This is a genomic window from Nostoc sp. MS1, assembly GCF_019976755.1.
Classification (GTDB): domain Bacteria; phylum Cyanobacteriota; class Cyanobacteriia; order Cyanobacteriales; family Nostocaceae; genus Trichormus.
In genome coordinates, this window is record NZ_AP023441.1 from 2,782,030 (window position 1) to 2,800,112 (window position 18,083).

Annotated in this window: 16 protein-coding genes and 1 pseudogene; 7 read left to right on the forward strand and 10 right to left on the reverse strand. The window is 40.7% G+C overall.

The features are described 5' to 3' along the window. Positions 1-77: 77 nt before the first annotated feature. Together NSMS1_RS12040 and NSMS1_RS12045 are read right to left on the reverse strand one after the other, a co-directional pair. Positions 78-377: pseudogene (locus NSMS1_RS12040) on the reverse strand (amino acid ABC transporter permease); the annotation flags it as partial. Between the two features lie 122 nt (positions 378-499). After that, positions 500-1,573 carry an amino acid ABC transporter substrate-binding protein gene (locus NSMS1_RS12045; RefSeq protein WP_224093401.1) on the reverse strand — a complete coding sequence of 358 codons (1,074 nt, stop codon included), beginning with the start codon at positions 1,571-1,573 and terminating at the stop codon, positions 500-502. A 505-nt stretch (positions 1,574-2,078) separates the two neighbouring features. On the opposite strand from NSMS1_RS12045, the gene NSMS1_RS12050 reads away from it, so the two are divergent. Together NSMS1_RS12050 and NSMS1_RS12055 are read left to right on the forward strand one after the other, a co-directional pair. Next, positions 2,079-2,636, forward strand: coding sequence for a hypothetical protein (locus NSMS1_RS12050; protein WP_224095210.1), 558 nt, complete (start codon positions 2,079-2,081; stop codon positions 2,634-2,636). Between the two features lie 186 nt (positions 2,637-2,822). Further along, positions 2,823-3,464 (forward strand): DUF3318 domain-containing protein, encoded by a 642-nt coding sequence (locus NSMS1_RS12055; protein WP_224093402.1) that lies wholly within the window; start codon positions 2,823-2,825, stop codon positions 3,462-3,464. 51 nt (positions 3,465-3,515) lie between these two features. Here NSMS1_RS12055 and NSMS1_RS12060 read toward each other — a convergent pair whose 3' ends face one another. Both NSMS1_RS12060 and NSMS1_RS12065 read right to left on the reverse strand, forming a co-directional pair. Further along, positions 3,516-4,997, reverse strand: coding sequence for an esterase-like activity of phytase family protein (locus NSMS1_RS12060; protein ID WP_224093403.1), 1,482 nt, complete (start codon positions 4,995-4,997; stop codon positions 3,516-3,518). A 652-nt stretch (positions 4,998-5,649) separates the two neighbouring features. Next, on the reverse strand, positions 5,650-6,444 hold the full coding sequence (locus NSMS1_RS12065; RefSeq protein WP_224093404.1) for a 7-carboxy-7-deazaguanine synthase QueE: 795 nt from the start codon (positions 6,442-6,444) through the stop codon (positions 5,650-5,652). Positions 6,445-6,634: 190 nt separating this feature from the next. Here NSMS1_RS12065 and NSMS1_RS12070 point away from each other — a divergent pair, with 190 nt between their 5' ends. After that, the gene (locus NSMS1_RS12070; protein WP_224095211.1) at positions 6,635-7,684 is read left to right on the forward strand and encodes an anti-sigma factor antagonist; all 1,050 of its coding nucleotides are present in this window, start codon (positions 6,635-6,637) and stop codon (positions 7,682-7,684) included. Between the two features lie 217 nt (positions 7,685-7,901). Further along, positions 7,902-8,180 carry a hypothetical protein gene (locus NSMS1_RS12075; RefSeq protein ID WP_224093405.1) on the forward strand — a complete coding sequence of 93 codons (279 nt, stop codon included), beginning with the start codon at positions 7,902-7,904 and terminating at the stop codon, positions 8,178-8,180. A 143-nt stretch (positions 8,181-8,323) separates the two neighbouring features. Here the strand turns inward: NSMS1_RS12075 and NSMS1_RS12080 are convergent, their stop codons facing one another. The 6 genes from NSMS1_RS12080 to NSMS1_RS12105 form a co-directional block, all read right to left on the reverse strand. Then, positions 8,324-8,821: a transposase gene (locus tag NSMS1_RS12080; protein WP_224092650.1), complete on the reverse strand. Its 498-nt coding sequence runs from the start codon at positions 8,819-8,821 to the stop codon at positions 8,324-8,326. Beyond that, on the reverse strand, positions 8,785-9,207 hold the full coding sequence (locus tag NSMS1_RS12085; protein ID WP_224092649.1) for a hypothetical protein: 423 nt from the start codon (positions 9,205-9,207) through the stop codon (positions 8,785-8,787). Before NSMS1_RS12085 ends, NSMS1_RS12080 begins: the two co-directional genes overlap by 37 nt. A gap of 278 nt (positions 9,208-9,485) precedes the next feature. Continuing rightward, positions 9,486-10,808, reverse strand: coding sequence for a CO2 hydration protein (locus NSMS1_RS12090; RefSeq protein ID WP_224093407.1), 1,323 nt, complete (start codon positions 10,806-10,808; stop codon positions 9,486-9,488). 75 nt (positions 10,809-10,883) lie between these two features. Next, positions 10,884-11,471 (reverse strand): CDP-alcohol phosphatidyltransferase family protein, encoded by a 588-nt coding sequence (locus tag NSMS1_RS12095; RefSeq protein ID WP_224093409.1) that lies wholly within the window; start codon positions 11,469-11,471, stop codon positions 10,884-10,886. An 80-nt stretch (positions 11,472-11,551) separates the two neighbouring features. Then, positions 11,552-13,054, reverse strand: a complete 1,503-nt coding sequence (locus NSMS1_RS12100; RefSeq protein ID WP_224093411.1) for an NADH-quinone oxidoreductase subunit M — start codon at positions 13,052-13,054, stop codon at positions 11,552-11,554. Between the two features lie 84 nt (positions 13,055-13,138). Beyond that, positions 13,139-15,001: an NAD(P)H-quinone oxidoreductase subunit F gene (locus NSMS1_RS12105; RefSeq protein ID WP_224093413.1), complete on the reverse strand. Its 1,863-nt coding sequence runs from the start codon at positions 14,999-15,001 to the stop codon at positions 13,139-13,141. Positions 15,002-15,412: 411 nt separating this feature from the next. Here NSMS1_RS12105 and NSMS1_RS12110 point away from each other — a divergent pair, with 411 nt between their 5' ends. The 3 genes from NSMS1_RS12110 (at position 15,413) to folP (ending at position 18,072) form a co-directional block, all read left to right on the forward strand. Beyond that, a complete protein-coding gene (locus tag NSMS1_RS12110; protein ID WP_224093415.1) occupies positions 15,413-16,246 on the forward strand; it encodes an SWIM zinc finger family protein in 834 nt (277 codons plus the stop codon). Between the two features lie 164 nt (positions 16,247-16,410). Further along, positions 16,411-17,136 (forward strand): triose-phosphate isomerase, encoded by a 726-nt coding sequence (tpiA, locus tag NSMS1_RS12115; protein ID WP_224095212.1) that lies wholly within the window; start codon positions 16,411-16,413, stop codon positions 17,134-17,136. A 90-nt stretch (positions 17,137-17,226) separates the two neighbouring features. Continuing rightward, a complete protein-coding gene (folP, locus tag NSMS1_RS12120) occupies positions 17,227-18,072 on the forward strand; it encodes a dihydropteroate synthase (RefSeq protein ID WP_224093417.1) in 846 nt (281 codons plus the stop codon). Positions 18,073-18,083 lie beyond the last annotated feature (11 nt).

Below are 18,083 nucleotides of genomic sequence, written 5' to 3' on the forward strand. Positions count from 1 at the left end.
AACTGCTGGAATGCTTATCCTATATACATTTTCGCAGTTTTTGACCCCCTTTTTTTATCTCTTTGTGAGAAATCCGGGACGATGGTTGCCAGAATAATTCCGGTAACTGCTACTCGTAAGGCGTTAATTAGTCCCACCAACAAAGCGAGAGTATAGGTATCTGTTGGTTTATAAGCAATCAGGGTTTCGCCGATATCAAAAGATGCTTGCTGTTTAAGAAAATCAAAGCCGAATTGAATGCCTAGTTGTTGCAAATTGCGGTTGAGATTACCCAAAAGCACAGCCACCACAAATGCTGCTAAGAACAAAGCCATCAATTGTCCGGCAATATTCCAGAAGCGATTATCACGCCATAAAGGGGGTTTGTCATTGGTCATTAGTCATTAGTCATTAGTCATTAGTCATTAGTCAACAGTCCATAGTCCATAGTCCATACTTCTTCTACCTTGTCTCCCCCCACTCCCTCATCTCCCTCATCTCCCTCATCTCCCCCACTCCCTTACCTGAACGGTGGCGAATATAACAATCCACCTTTTGACCATAGTTGATTTTGACCGCGTGCTAGGTTGAGTTTTGTTTTGGGGCCGAGGTTGCGATCGTAAACTTCAGCATAATTACCTACATGTTTGATAACTCTGGCGGCAAAGTCGTTAGGTAAACCTAGTCCTTGGCCTAAATTGCCTTCGGTTCCTAAAAAGCGTTTGACATCTGGGTCTGTGCTATTGGCAAATTGCGCTAAATTTTGGGAATTAATGCCCAATTCTTCAGCTTTTACTAAGGAATAAACTACCCACTTTACGGTATCACCCCACTTGCTATCTCCTTTGGCTACGGCTGGGGCAAGGGGTTCGGAAGAAATTACTTCTGGCAGAATTTGGTTATCTTCTGGTTTGGGGAGAGTCGTTCCTCTGGATACTAAAGCTGAACGGTCTGCGGTAATTGCGTCACAGCGTCCTTCGGCATAGGTGGCAAAGGTGATGTTAACGTCTTCAAAAACTACAGGTTTATAAGTTATGTTGCGCTTGCGCATTTGGTCTGCCAAGTTCTGCTCTGTGGTTGTGCCTGTTTGTACACAAATGGCTTTATTTTTGAGGTCTGCTAAAGATTTGATACCGCTACTTTTGCGTACCATGATTGCTTGACCATCATAAAAAACCACTGGTGCAAACTCTAAACCAACTGAAGTAGCGCGGCTTAATGTCCAGGTGGTGTTGCGGCTGAGAATATCTACTTCGCCAGTTTGTAGCGCGGTAAACCGTTCTTTAGCATTGAGGTTGCGAAATTCTACTGCATCTGGGTTATCAAATAAGGCAGCAGCTACGGCACGGCAAATATCCACATCAATACCGCTATATTTGCCGTCAGTTCCCACAAAACTGAATCCAGGAACTTCACCACTGACACCACAGATTAATTGTCCGCGATTTTTGATTGTGTTGAAGCGATCGCCACCTGTTTTTTGCGCTACTGGTGTACCTCCTGTATTAGTGGTTGTAGTTGGTGCTGAGTTTCCCCCACAAGCAGTAGTAGTTAAAATTAAGGATGCTCCCAGAATTAAAGCCGATTTTTTCATAAACTTCAAAGACAATTAATGCTCAAGAATGTGTTGATGAATACAATAAGTATGTAATCTCAATATTGATGTCTGTAATATAAAACTTTTTTGGCACTTATGATGTAGTTTACTTTAAGAAAAAGCCTAGTAATGCCTAACAACATTGGCTCTTGAGTTTATGTAATGATTTATATTCAGCTTGAATTTTGTTTTTTCTATTGAAAATAGACTAATTTATTGTTTATCTAGAAAACAGATTATCAAAACCAAATAAATGCTTCCATATTTGCTATCAAATCAAAAATATCAACAAAGAATTTTCATTAACTCATAATTAGTATATTAGGCAGAGGATCTACTATCCAGAAATTTGTAGATGTTAACGCATCAACTAATCTAAGATAGTAAGCCTAAGAGCATACTTATAGAATTAGAGAAGCAATTAGGGTAATTAAGTAAAGTCCACTAAAAGGTTAAACTAGGTCTTGTGACAGATGCTCCACCATTTTTTCAAGGGGCTTATATGGGAGCTAACCTCAAACAAATTGCTAATTACCTAGATAGACTGGGTTGGGACTACCGCCTTGAGGAGGAAGAAGACCGCATTATTACAGGTGTGGACGCTGATAACCTAGAAGATTTTTTGATAGTTGTCCAACTGGATGAAGAAGGTAAGTTTTTTCGGGTATTTGCGCCACAAGTTTTGGCGGGAGTGCAAAACCATCCTTACAAAGGAGCAATCTTACAGACTATGCTGGCGATTTCCTGGGAAACAAAAATGCTGCAATGGGAGTATGACCCATCAGATGGTGAAATCAGGGCAATTATAGAGTTTCCCTTAGAAGACTCAATTTTGACAGAGAAGCAGTTTCATCGTTGTTTGAGTGGATTAATTCAAATTGTCGATAACATAGCTCTACCTCGCCTGAAGGAAGTTATGAAAACAGGGCATGATCCAGGAAATATAGAACTTGGGGAAAGAATTTTATTGAGTATCCAAGAAGAAGCACCTGGATTATTAGAAATATTAGAAAAAGCAATGGAAGCACGAAAGAAGCGCGGAAGCTTTCCTACAGAGTGAGGCGGATCAGCACCGAAATAGCTATCATTAACTACATACACCAGAATGAATGCAAAGAGTGGCTTAGACTAGAGGATAGAGGTGAAAATTTTTTACTCAGGACGCAGCACTCATTGCTGATCCAAGTCAGCTATACTCCAAAATGATAACCTCGCTATATATTGAAATTTTTTAGGGCTGGATTTTATGACATCCTATGCAACCTCCTCTGCCAAAGCGGAAATGAGTGAACTTCGGCGGTTGAAAGGCTTACTACCGCCAGAATTGCAGAGCTGGGTCACGGTTGAAGGTACAACTGAAGTCAATCCACCCCTGATCCGCAGCGAAGAAATCGGTAAAGACCAAGTAGAGATTCAAATTGACTTGGTGAAATGGGATTCTTTGGCGATGGATCAGCGTAATCTGCTATTTTGGCATGAAGTCGCCCGCATTCAAAATGACACAATTCCCAAAGATGGTTGGGAAATGGCAGCATTAGCTATTGGTTTAGGCGGTGCTGTGGGTGAATTATGGGTACAGGATGGATTATTGTTAGTTTTAGCTTTGGCGCTTTGCGGTGTTTCCGGCTGGCGATTGTATCAAAAGAATAACGGCGAAAAGCAGATGCGCGAATTGCTTGATGCTGATGAAAAAGCGATCGCCCTCGCTACTCGCTTTGGTTATAGTCTCCCCAACGCCTACAAGAGTCTTGGTAGTGCCTTAAAAACACTGATTGACACTACACCCAGTAAGCGCCAACGTTCCCGCTATGAAGCTAGGCTTTCAGCACTCAAGCGCAGCGCCAACAAGGCAAAAGGCAAATCTCGAAATGATGAATCTGATCTGTAAAATATTTACAGTTAGTGGGTTGGATACTGCACAACCCACTAAAGTGTTTAATTATTTTTTGATAGCCCTTGATTGCCGCTTCAACAAGAAAGCACCCAAACCGAGCATGAGTAATTCCGCGCTTGCGGTTGGCTCTGGGACTGTTGAAACATTCTGAGGCGCAAAAGTAGAATTACCCAGGTCTGCATCGGTAAAGCCAAATACGTAGAAACGGTTTGGCCCAGCAGTTTCCGGTACAAAGTCGTTATCGTTGGCTACCCAAAGGGTATGGTTGACAACACCATTGACAATAACATCTTGACCGATGGCAAGACCTTCGATTTTAGAAGGAATCTGATTCTTGGGTATGTTGTTTGGTGCGCTATTGAGGATATTAACAATATCTAGAAAAGGCTGGGCGGATTTTGTGACTGCCTTGTTGACAGCTTGTGCGCCAGTTAGATTGCTGACATCAGAAGCATTGCTAATATCTATCTTGAAGACCTGCTTGATGGCAGCAGAAGAACCATCTCCAAGACCTTTTCCATCACGTTCATCAACTAGAAACTCATGGTCGTTCAGTGCCACTATATCACTCACGCCTGATCCAGTTGTCAGATTGTAGGCATATTCATGGGTTGTCGCTCCAGTTGCGATGTCAATAGTCACCATACGTAGCACTTTTGCTGATTTACCACCAGCGTTGGCATCCTGGATGAGTGAAGCTTGCACCATAGCGACCAGAGTTTTACCATCAGGAGTAATAGCGAGTGCCTCTACACCCTTATTAGCAGTGCGACCAGAAGTGTTGTTCTTAATCTCTGTACTACCCACAGAAGATAGATTTTTTACATAGAATTTATCAGGTAGGGTGAAGGTGCGGATGCGCTCACCAGTTGAGCGGTTGAACTGATAAATATATGGCCCGTATTCGTCGGAGACAAAAACACTAGTGCCATCGTTGGAGAGGCGAATACCTTCCGGGTCGAACCTAGCATCGTTAGGATTGCCAGAGTTTTTGGATGGGTCGTAGTTGTCTGACCGGCCAGTAAAGTAGAACTTACTGGGGGTATTTACAGAAGGCGCACCCGAACCGAGACTGACATTGCTTCCTGTTCCGTATGTGAGTGGGGTTGAACTATAAAGTAAGGTAGTTTTAGCCAACGTCGGTATCAAGGAAAAAGGTTGAGCAGATCCAGGCGCGTTAGGTGTCAATTCCATCGATATAGTGTGAAACCGTGAAATAAAAGATACGGTGTCATCAACTTGACTGTTATAGGGAGTAGCGTTAGGCCCACGGTCAGGTATTGCCAAGAATGTGTTACCTCCTGCCCAGGTTAAGCCTGATCCAAGACCGCCCAGGATATTCTTTGGCAAACCGTTCTCCAGATTGCCAGTCAAGCCAGATAAGTCCGCATTAACACCTGATTTAGATCCAGTAAGTGTACCTGTGGCTAATAACGATGCTGCTTTTGATTCAGATGCACCGATCAACCAGAGGCAGGCAGCAAAAACTAAGTATTTGGGAAATTTTCTCACGATGCTCAGTCTCATATTTGGATATGTGTTTCTATACAAAATAATCAGCAGAATTTGGAAATCTAAAATTTCTTGAGGTGCTTGTTAAGGTTTAGAGAAGCTATTAGCACCATAGAAATTGATGCCATCAGTATTTGAAATTAAGTAATCTCTATTTTTCTGTTACCAATTTTTAAGGTCACAGTTAACACAAGTAATTGCGTCAATAGATGTTATGTAAGTGGTAATAGTAACTACAGTAACGACCAAAGGAAAACTTAATTCAGAGAGCCGATGCTTTGGTAGAATCCTCGATATTATGGCAAAAGTGAACACTTTGCTCATTTTTGGAGCGTTAAGTTAAGAAAAAATTATCTAATGATTAAGGTTTACACCACTACATAAACACTTCATAAAAGCATTTATGAGGAGGCAGTATATTTATGGAAATTACTCTTGATATTTGAATCAATATAATTACATAATTAAAGTTACAAAGACCAAAGTTTAGCCATAAAAAAATAGGGAACTGTTTGTTGTTAGGGTTCCCTATTTCCTGCCCTTGAATGTGTAATTAATTTTGTTGAGGTACTTAATAGGATGAGATGAGAATTATTCATCGCATTTTCTCCTCACACAAATTTTAATTTTATCGGAGAAATTTACTTAAAATTCTTACTCTTTAGGCCTAGAGTTGATTTAACATTTTATGAGTCTGCGGCACGACGCGGACTTGTTTTAAGAACCGTTTCATCAAGGCTTGCCAAGTCAACACTTGTTCAGGCGCAGGAGCAAGCACAGGTGTTTGGCTCAATTGCTCAGAAGCAGCCAATGGCGTGACGGGTTGTAAATATACAGGGATTTCGGGACTGACATCTGCCACTAGCAAAGCAGCATGTTCTAATTCAGCTATGTCTGTACTGTTAGAGATGATTATCTTGACAAAAGTCTCTAAATGTGGATAGCAAAGTTGAAGGAATTGGCTATGCGCTTGCCAATGAGATTCACCACTGACGCTCTTGAGCTTCAAATCCATACCCACAGAATCTAGATGGGGTAAAATCGTGGCCAGTTGTTCTGGCCGATGCCCGCCGCTTTCTAGGTATATAGGTAAACCAGTGAGCGATCGCACTTTGGGCAAAAACTCTTGTAAAAAATGAGCATGAAGAAGTGGTTCTCCCCCAGTCAAGCTAATGCTATCGTGTAGACAAGGTAAATTTTGCCTTTGAACCCATTCGATCAGGGTGTGTAGTGGAACGGGATTTAAGTGGTTTTCAAAATCTCTCAGTCCAGGCGATCGTTCTATTCTACAAGTATCAGGTGCATTCCAAGTGTGGGCGCTATCGCAAAAGTGACAGCGCAAGTCACAAAAAGCAAAGCGAATGAAAATTTGACGTGTCCCGACATTCAGTCCTTCCCCTTGAATAGCAGAAAAGACCTCAACCAGGCGTGCAGTAGGTTCGGCTGTAGTTTTAGCAGTCATGGGTATAATATGCGATCGCACCGCGTCGATGCAACAATAAGTAAGTTTTTTGGCTTATTGTTCTATTGTGAATCGTCGTCAGCAATCTCTAAATCCTGAGAAAATAACTATAAGTCATTATGCCTACTGATTAACCTATAGGTTAGGTAATTTTCTAAAGCAGTAATGATGTGTGGCAGATTTAATGTACATGGCAACCAAAGTGCAAAGCTTCATGACCAGCCAACCCACAGAGGTAAATTTTCTAGTTACTACCCTAAACGAAACAGTAATAGTGCAGGTTCCTACGCGATTAAGCGTGCTAGAGGCAGTAGACTTTAAGCAAACTTGCCAAAACTTAACCAAAGAAGAATCTCTTCCCAAAGAAATCATCGTTGATTTTCAAGCTACCACTTTTATGGATAGCAGTGGTTTAGGAGCCTTGGTTAGTAATTTTAAAACTACCCAAGAAAAAGGGATTCCCATGATCCTGCGGAATGTTTCTCCTCAAGTCATGGCAGTGCTAAACCTTACAGGACTAGATAAAGTTTTTTCTATTGAATCTAGTAGCGAAGTACTTCCCAAAGAAACAGAAAACGCTTCAGAGCCTCACAAGGGTTCTACTCGGAAAATAGAGCAGCTTCCCACCACTCATCCTTCTGTGGCATCGTGGACTAAACGATTTCTCGATATTGTTGGTGCGTTGGTGGGTTTGGTAATCACGGGGATTTTATTGATTCCTATAGTAATTGCCATTCAAATTGATGACCCAGGCCCTATTTTCTTTGGACAAATACGTTGTGGTTGGATGGGTAAACGCTTCAAAATTTGGAAATTCCGCTCCATGTGTGTGGATGCAGAAGCGAAAAAATCCCTAGTGGAAAATAAAGTACAGGGTGCTTTCTTTAAGAATGAAAATGACCCCAGAATTACGCGAGTTGGCAGATTCTTACGCCGCACTAGTCTAGATGAATTTCCCCAATTTTGGAATGTCTTGAAAGGTGATATGAGTTTAGTAGGAACTAGACCACCTACACCAGATGAAGTAGAACGCTATGAAGTACCTGAATGGCAGCGTCTAGATGTTAAACCTGGGATGACTGGGGAATGGCAAGTAAATGGTAGGTCTAAAGTTAATAGTTTTGAAGATGTAATTCGCTTAGATTTGCTATATCAAAAAAACTGGAGTTTGATGTACGATTTAAAGCTAATTTTCAAGACTATTGCTGTTATTTTTGATAGAAATAGTGGTGCTTACTAGCAGATTAATATATTTGGGTAACTGTCAAAACCGATAAATAGTGGTAACTAAATACAATTAGTTGTTAAAAACATTGATGATCCCTGAATTAACAAATCAGGGATTTTTTATGATAAATTTTTCCACTTGGAGATTTCTAGTCAATTAGTGCCAACATGGCTTCAAGGCAAACAGGAAGGACGATATTATGAGCAATTAAATATAAGTACTGCTAAAGATGGCTGATACAAGCTTAATTATGAAAACAATTATTAAAAAAGTTCGTAATGAAATAATTAGAAAGTTATATCAAATACCATTGCTCAGTACTAATGCTGATATTGCTTATAAGACTGCGATCGCCAAACATATTAACCATCTACCTCTGCGAACATATTTTATAGAGGAAAATTACCTCTATCTTCAGATAGATTATCAATATTTTTTGACTACACTACCAGAAAACCCAAACATCCGTTTTATTGTAAATCTTCACTTACTGAAAAAGATTTATTAGTAACCAAAGTTGCGGGTAATAGAAGATAAAAGAGGATATGGAAAGTGTAGGCACAGTAAATGAGGGATTGTCCGAACTACAATCACCATGAAAATGCAATCTGAAATATTCAGTGTAGTTGAAGATGAAGTAACATTTACAACTTAGTCAATAAAAGCTTGTTGCAGAGTATAAGCAAAAATAAAAGCTTGTAACTTCAGTAAAAACCCTTCAAATGTTACCGCATGAATAGATTTGTGAAAGCGCCTAGTAATGCCGCTAAATACAGTTTCAATGTAATGACGAATAGACTGTTTAATGTATTGAATCCACGGTGCATCTTGGCGTTTAGAGTTAATTTTTCGCATGACTTGCATCGAGATTTGACTAGTTTCAATCAAGTCATCTTCTACAGTGTAATCAAGATAGGCACAATCGGCATAAACTTGGCTCCCTGGTAGTAAATTCAAGGGTAAAGCTCCCAATCCCCGTATATCTGTCGCGCTAGCTGGCATGAACACAAATTCCACCGGAATACCTGTTTTGGTGGTTAATAACTGTACTCTCACTCCATAAAAATAACGTTTCTTCGATGCAATATAACCCCGATATTCTTCTGATTGAATCAATTTCGCATTAAAGATGCGAATATTATGAGCCACTCCGTTGCGGGGGTTCCCCCCGTTGTAGGAAGTGGCGAACCCGTAGGGTCACATATCGGCACCGGAAATGAGTCTAAAAGATATTCCGTATCTTCACTAATCTCTTTGAGTGCCATTCCTACTTGATGAAATAAATCGTTGATTAACATCGAGACTTTGTGTAATCGCCGATTAAATCGTGATTTTTCTAACATTCGTGGTATCAAATTATGGTCTTTCATATAGCTGCAAGTCTGACTGTGATTACCACCAAAGTACATAGCTGCGATTATTGCCGTTGTGATAATTTCTCCATCGCTCATTTCACAACGACTATCTTCATCATGTCCGATCGCCTTCAACAGGTCATCTATGACAGAATAGATGGTAACTATTTCATTTAACATATATCCCTCCTAATTCTCTGTCTGGAGGGATTTTCTTGTTTCTTTACCCCTATGTCATCTTTCGGAAGAGAGTAACTAGCAACTTGGGTTAGTAGTTATTTCCAAATTAACTGAAAATCAAAAGCAGTATGTATTCTGGCAGCATAATTACAATTAAATTGGGCGGGTGGGGTCTTTTGTATTCCATTGACTAGCAAAATGCTGTAACTGGCAATAATAAAAAAGCCCTCCTAAAAAGGGGGCTGGAGTAATCGAAATGTAGTCGTAAGGTAAAGACTTTAGCGATAATCTTGATTTTGAATTTGGCGCAGACGCGCAGCATCACGCATATTGTATTCGGAACGAGTAAAGCGATTTAGCTGGGCTTCAAAAAACTCGCGGTTGGCTTGTAAATGTTTGGGGTTTGGGTCATCTAATGGATATAAAAGTGCTGTACGTAATGCTTGAATTACAGCAGAAGTAACGTTATACATTGAACGTTGGAAAGTAACTCCCAACTGAATCAACATATCTTCTTCACCACGGCAATATTGTTTGTAGTAATCAAGCAGATATGGTGGTAAGAAGTGCAACATATCTTGCATTAATAATGTGGGCGGAATACCCGCAGTACCTACAGGAAATACGTCAGCGTAGAGAATACCGTAGTGGAAGTCTTTTTGATCAGTAGGTACTTGACCAGCTTGGGCGTTGTAAGATTTTGTACCACGGAATGGGGCTGTGCGGTAGAATACTGCTTCTACGTAGGGTAATGCAGCTTCGTATAGCCAAGTGAAACCTTTGGATTTGGGGATAATTTCGTAACATTCACCCCGAATATATACATGATGGTAAATCGGACGACCTGCGATCGCAAATATTCCATTAATCAAAAAGTCCATCGCATCGGGAACACCTTTGAAGCCGCCTTCATCATAGATATCCGACATTTCAAAGAACACCGGGGCCATGACTTCCCAGAATAAGCCCAGGTTAGCGTAGTATGACATCTGGCGGCACTGTTCCAAGAACATATCAGGGAACAGTTTGTAAAGTCCCAACATCAAGGGGTTGCCTTGGAAGTAGGCTTTAATTGCCCTATCAGCGTTAGCTTTATATTCGTCTGAGTCTAAGTAGGCATCAAACTGGTTAACAGGCGCATACATGTGGCGATGCCATAGCATAGCCTGCATACACGCTTCCGCGAACTCCATGTTAACGCGATCGTGTAACCAGTGATGCAATAATTTTGGCATCTTGCCGGTTTCACCCTTCTCCATAAATTCCAGAAGTTCCGGGTGTGCTGTGGCTGGGCCACGCCAAATTCTTAAATCAGCATCATCACCAGCGTAATGATTATGTCTATCTAAATATTCTTGAGGAATGAAGTATTTGAAAAAGGGTAACGGGTTTAAAAATACTTGTTCGGCAATATAAAGTAGGTCACGCCAATAAAAATCCATCGGCACAGCATAAGCCTTATATATGCCGATAATTTGCATCAGATTTTCTGGCGTATCTGGTAACATGGAACCGCCAGCTTCTAGGCGATGAATTACCTCAGCAAACTCATGTTGAGACGGTGGTAATTTTGTAATCGGTTTTTCTGGAGTTTGTACCATCGTGGTTTCCTTGGAGCAAATTTTCTATCAAGGGTTAATCAGCAAGAAACAAAAGGATTGCTTTTTTTGGGTTAATTAGACTTCACTTTTTTGAAACTCTTGGCGTAGACTCAGCGCATGAAAAATACTTAAAACATCATGAGTCCAAACAGGCAATATTAAGGTCATCAAAATTTCTTCAATACTATGAATTGTACCGACAATGCAGGTTATCCATAAAGTAATTCCTGCATAATTAAAGCCAAATAAAGCAATAATGGCGACGAATAGAGTGATGCCCCAGAACTTGGCTGAGTAGGTGTGATAGCTAGCAGGTTTACCATATTTAATTAAATTAACTATCCACCATGCCAACTGAGCAAAAACAGCCATCAATAAAGGCAATTTTTCAGCTATAAGAATATCTCGATAACTCAACCATGCACTTATAAATACACTGCTGAAAAGGTAAACATCAGCCCAACTGTCAGCTTGTCTTAAATTAGCAGTGCTGACACCCAAGCGTCGGGCGATAATGCCATCAAAAATATCAGAAACAAAAGCAGCAACAAAACCCACGATAAACCAAATACTGGTTTGTCCATCCCAGGCATCCCACAGGAGGAAAGGTGATATCAAAAAGCGAAATAGTACAAGACCAATAGGGATGAATTTGAGATCCATTTTTCCTCCTGTAATAATTAAGTGCTGAGTAGTAAGTGCTGAGTCATGAGTGAATTAATCAAATACTCAGCACTCCTTAATTACTTCAAAGCAACTTGAGAGATTACAGTTTTCTCTACAGGGGGAATTGCTGCTACCATTGCCGTGGTTGTGGGTTCACTCCAACGTACTAACCAAGTGGGTTGCACACCTAAGAAGATGATTAAAGCTGCCAAAATTAAGGCTGGTGTTTTCTCAGGCCAAAGAACTCTGGGGTAGTAGGCTAGGTTGTTATCTAGTTTACCGAAACAGGTACGGTTGAGGAGGATAACGAAATAAACTGCTGTTAACCCGCTTGCTGCAACACATAACAAAGTCGGTAAAGGGAATACAGAAAAACTAGCTTGGAAAACGATAAATTCAGAAATAAATCCGACTAACCCAGGTATACCAGCACTAGCCATACCACTGAGAACCAGTAAAGCACTAATTAGCGGTAGACCACGAATAGGACTCATCAAACCATTAAGTTTATCTAGTTCTCTTGTGCCAACTTTAACTTCTATGACTCCTACCAAATGGAAAAGTATAGCCAGGATTAAACCGTGGCTAAACATTTGTGATACAGCGCCTACTAAGGATAGAGAATTACTAGCGGCAGAAGCTAATAATACGTATCCCATGTGACCGATAGAACTGTAGGCTACCATGCGCTTGATATCTGTTTGAGCGATCGCAATTACTGCGCCATAAATAGCACTGACTGCGCCCCAAATTGCTAAGGTTGGTGCTACTACACTCCAAGCTTGGGGAAACATCCCCAAACCAAATCGCAATAATCCGTAAGTTCCGAGTTTTGCCAACACACCACCTAAAAGAATGGCAACTGGTGCAGATGCTTCTACATAAGCATCAGGCAACCAAGTATGGAAAGGAATCAGAGGAATTTTGATACCAAAGCCGATGATAATTCCGCACAGAAGAACAAATTGCAGTGTGGCAGAGATGGTTTGAGTTGAGATAGCATCAAAGGCGAAGCTGGTAGAACCAGTCAGCCAAACCATGCCTAAGAAGGTTGCCAGAATGAATGCGCCGGAAACAGCTGTGTAAATCAAAAATTTGATACCAGCGTAAGCGCGTTTTTCCCCTCCCCAAATGGAAATTAACAAATAAAAGGGGATTAATTCTAGTTCGTAGAAAAGGAAGAATAGCAGTAAATTCTCTGCTAAAAATGCACCAGCAGCGCCGCCACTGACTAACAAAATCAATGAGTAGAAAAGGCGTGGGCGTTCTGTCTGGTTACTGCTGCTGTAAATAGCAATCCAAGTGAGGAGGCTATTTAATATCAACATCAAAATTGATAGCCCATCTACGCCTAATTGGTAACTCAAGCCCAAGGTATCATTCCAAGGTAGATACTCTTGAAACTGCATTCCTGGATTGCTGAGGTCGAATTTCAGCAGAATAAATAGGTTCCAGAATAAGACTATGGCCGCAACGGTTAAAGATATTAGACGAATACGGCTGGCTTGATTGGGACTACTTGGCCAAAATCCGATAATTATGGCGCTTACAATCGGTATCCAAATTAATACACTAAGCATAACCAATGCAAAATTCAAAATAAAAGTGATCGCAGTAGTCAATTGTAGATTTTTGCTACTAACAACTGACTACTAACTATTGACTTAATAAATCAATTCTAAAAAGGGGATTCCCCAGAAAGGCCAAGTCACCCACGCGCCTAAAAGACCTACTCCTAAAAGTACGGTGAAGGCATAAAATTGGGTTTGTCCAGAGGTGCTGTATTTTAAACCTTCCCCGCCTAATAGCGAGAACAGACCCACAAAATTGACGATACCATCGACGACGAAACGGTCAATCATATCGGCGAATTTGGATAGTTGAGCAACGCCGAAAATGATCGTCATTTTATATAATTTGGGGGTGTAAAAATCGTAAGCAATTAGGTCTTGTAAACCTTTGAAGGGTAGGCGGACTGGTTTAGGAATAATGTTGCCTAAGTAGATGACGGCGCTAATGCTGCAACCGAAAATGCTTGACCAAATTAATAGTAGAGCAACATCTTTATTTAAGGTGGCCCAACTAGGTAAAAGAGATAAGCTTTGCAATATTAAAGGCAGGTGTAGAACAAAGCCGAATAAAATCATCATTGGTAATACCATTGGCCAATGAACTTCCGGCGATCGCTCACTCATTTGTTTAGCTTTACCACCAAAGATTAAGCCAAACTCTCTGGTTAAACTAAAGGCTGTTAAAGCGTTCACCCCTATAACAATTCCCACTAACCAAGGGTGAGTATTCCATAAACCATCAGCTAGTTTCAGTAATGCCCAAAAGCTACCAAGTGGGGGAACACCAATTAAACCCAATACACCAACGATGTAGGATAAGCCGGAAATAGGGCGGCGTGACCATAACCCACCTAGTTGAGTCAAATCTTGGGTGATGCTATTCCAAACAATACCGCCAGTACTCATAACTAACAATGCCGCAGCTAGGGCATGAGTAAGTACTAACAATAGTGCTGCTTCGTCTTGCTGTGCGCCTACAGCAATAAACACCAAACCCATGTATGCGCTGACTGAGTATGATAAGCAGCGTTTAATATCAATTTGGGCGATCGCAATTAAAGAAGCACCAATGGCTGTTACTGCACCAATCCCCACAATAAATGAAGAAACTATTGGCGATAGGGTTAATACTGGTTGCAGTTTAATCAGAATCCATGCACCACTAGCAACTACTACCGAGTTCCGCAAAATTGTACTAGGAACAGGGCCTTCCATCGCTTCATCTAACCACAGATGCAAGGGGAACTGAGCGCACTTACCCATCGGCCCGGCAACTAAAGCTAAACCTACTAATGTAATGACAGTGGGGTCAACCTTAGCTGTTTGCGCCCATTGCTCTAGTGCGGGAAAATCCCAAGTTCCTGCTAGAGTCCATAACGCTAATACTCCCATCAGGAGAAACAAGTCTCCTACCCGTTTGGTGAGGAAAGCATCTCTCGCACCAGAGACTACCAGTGGTTGGCTAAACCATAAACCCACTAATAAGTAGGTTCCCAAGGTAAGAACTTCTAATATGACATAGCTGAAGAAAAGGTTATTACACAGCACTAAAGCGCATAACCCGGCTTCAAATAACCCTAATAATGAGTAGAAACGCCCCCATCCCCAATCCATTTCCATGTAGCCAACGGCAAAAATTTGGGCGAGGAAATTTAAGCCAGTGATGACTACCATTGCTCCCACTGTGATAGAGGAGATTTCTATCGCAATAGTCAGGTCTAACCCAGCCGTAGATAGCCAGGGAAAGAATTGTTCTATGGGTGGACGGTTCCAAGTTGCTTGTAAGGCGATCGCGCTATGCACCAACGCGAAAAATGTCATGATTAAATTTACATAACCTGCCGGTCTTGGCCCCGTTTTGCGAATGATCCCCGGCGACCAAGGTATAGCTAACAGCCCGCCAATCAAAGGATACAAAGGGACTAGCCAAACAGTCTCAAGGAGAAACTGAGCCATGAACTTACCTCTAGAATTGTCACAAAAAATTACAGTATTTCGGAGTTAACTTTTGTTACTCCTAGCCAATCCGGATATTTTCAGATGATGCAAATTTATCTTTGCTTAATATTCTTCTTAGCTTACCGTTTTATCTATCAAAAAGGAATTAACTATCAAAATAAATCAACGATGTCTACTCTAATTAATTCTTATATGTCGAATATTCTGATACTTACCATAAACAAAACTCTATGGATAATCTAAAACCTATAATAAAGGAAAACAAAAAAGGAAAGAATTTATTATTTAGTTAAGATTCAATACTTAATTAGCTTAACTATGTAATAAATGACACAACAATATAAAAAGTTTTTCTTTTATCCTTACATCCCCCTTAAGTAATATTTATAGAACATTTTGTAAATAATTATGAATACATACACTCTACAAGCAAGCCGTGAATGGTGGTCACAAAGGTGGCTAGATTTATTAGATTCTTATCGCTTTAAAAAACGTTTAGAACGAGCAAGAATATATGCCCGTCAAGGTAATGTCTTAAGTATCGAATTTAAAAGTGCAAAAGTATTAGCAAGAGTTCAGGGTAGTGAAGAAGAACCATATAAAGTCTCTTTATCTCTTGATCCCTTTACTGATGAACAATGGGGCTATGTAATTGAAACAATGTCTCAAAAGGCTGTATTCGCTGCCAAGCTATTAGCAGGAGAAATGCCCCAAAATATTGAAGATGTATTCACCAGTAATGGGCTTTCTTTATTCCCTTTTACTCTGTCTGATGTCCATAGTAAATGCTCTTGTCCTGATAAAGCTAACCCTTGTAAACACGTTGGTGCAGTTTACTATCAGTTAGGTGATAGATTCAGTGAAGACCCATTTGTATTATTTCAATTACGCGGACGTACCAAAGAGCAAATTATTAGTGATTTACGACAATTACGTAGAGGAAAAGTTGAAGTTAAAGTAACAGAAACATCCGAAACGCAGAAACCAATTACCAATAATCAAATAAATATTAACCTGCTTTCTTGTTGGCAATACAACGAGCCACTAGAGTCTTCTTTAGTTGTGATTGCACCATCAACTAGCGAAACTGTATTAGATATATTGGGGGCAATTCCTTTAGCAAAGGATGAAGAAAATTCAGCAAGTCTAAATTCTAGCGATATAGTCATGAAATACTTGGAAACTCTTTACAAAGAAGTTAGCCAAAAAGCTATGCTGGCAGCAATGAATGTGGGCGGTTAGATAAATAGACAATACGCACCCTACAGTTACTCTAGCCTCAAGCCCCTAGCTCTCCCTCCTGTAAGCTCCCAGACCAGTTTGAGCAATTATAGGCAGGGTGGGTCATAAAAAGTAGTACAGTGAAAATTGCATCTAGTAGCGTTAGGAACTTGGCTAAATCACCTGTGCGGAAAATAGTTATTGCTGGTAACTGGAAAATGTTCAAAACTCAGGCAGAGTCCCAAGAGTTTCTACAAGGATTTCTGCCTGCACTAGAGGAAACACCTCAAGAACGAGAAGTGCTGCTTTGTGTTCCTTTTACTGACCTGGGCATTTTGTCCAAGAGTTTACACGGCAGCCGTGTACAACTAGGAGCGCAAAATGTCCACTGGGCGGAAAGTGGAGCCTACACGGGTGAAATTTCTGCCCCCATGTTGACAGAGATTGGTGTACGTTACGTAATTGTCGGTCATAGTGAACGGCGACAATATTTTGGGGAAACAGACGAAACAGTTAATTTGCGTCTGAAAGCAGCTCAAACCTATGGTTTAACGCCAATTCTTTGTGTAGGCGAAACCAAACAACAAAGGGACGCTGGGGAAACTGAATCACTCATTACCAGCCAATTAGATAAAGACCTAATTGATGTCGATCAGACAAATTTAGTGATTGCCTACGAACCAATTTGGGCAATTGGCACAGGCGACACCTGTGAGACAACTGAGGCTAATCGAGTTATTGGTTTAATTCGTAGCCAGTTGAAGAATCCTAATGTACCAATTCAATATGGTGGTTCAGTCAAACCAAACAATATTGATGAAATTATGGCTCAAAGTGAAATTGACGGCGTTCTCGTCGGCGGAGCAAGTCTAGAACCTGACAGTTTCGCCAGAATTGTCAACTATCAGTAAGGAGTCAAAAGTTAATAGTCCACAGTCAATAGTCAATAGTCAATAGTCCAAAACTGTTGACTATTGACTATTGACTATTGACTAATAATTATGTGTAGTAAGTTAGTAATACGCGATCGCTGTTTTAATTGGGGGCAGCGTACTTATTTAATGGGCGTGTTAAATGTAACGCCTGATAGTTTTAGTGATGGTGGTAAGTTTAATACTACTTCGGCGGCTTTGGCTCAGGCACAAGCTTTAGTAGCGGCTGGCGCTGATATTATCGATATTGGTGGTCAATCGACTAGACCAGGAGCAGAGCAAATCACTCTGGCAGAGGAACTGGAGCGAGTCTTGCCAATTGTGGAGCTAGTGCGATCGCAAAGTTCTGTGCCTATATCCGTAGATACAACTAGAGCTAGTGTAGCCAAAGCAGCGATTGAAGTTGGAGCAGATATTATTAATGATATTTCTGGTGGTACATTTGACTCCCAAATGTTGCCAACAGTAGCAAGTTTAGGCGTACCAATAGTATTGATGCACATGCGAGGTACACCGCAGACGATGCAGCAATTTACTGATTATCAAGATTTAATGGGAGAAATTGCTAGTTTTTTAGCTAACCAAATTACCATAGCCACAAATTTGGGTATCAAACCCGAAAAAATCATGATTGATCCAGGAATTGGTTTTGCTAAAAACTACGAACAAAATCTAGAAATATTACGAAACTTACATTTATTGCGATCGCTAAACTGTCCTATTTTGGTAGGTGCATCTCGTAAAAGTTTCATCGGTCGGATATTAAATCAACCAGACCCCAAAGCGCGAGTTTGGGGAACTGCAGCCGCTTGTTGCGCTGCCATTTTCAACGGTGCGGATATCTTAAGAGTACATGACGTACAACAGATGCGCGAAGTATCTCTGGTTGCAGATGCAGTATTTCGAGGTAAGTAGTGTTAGCGGTA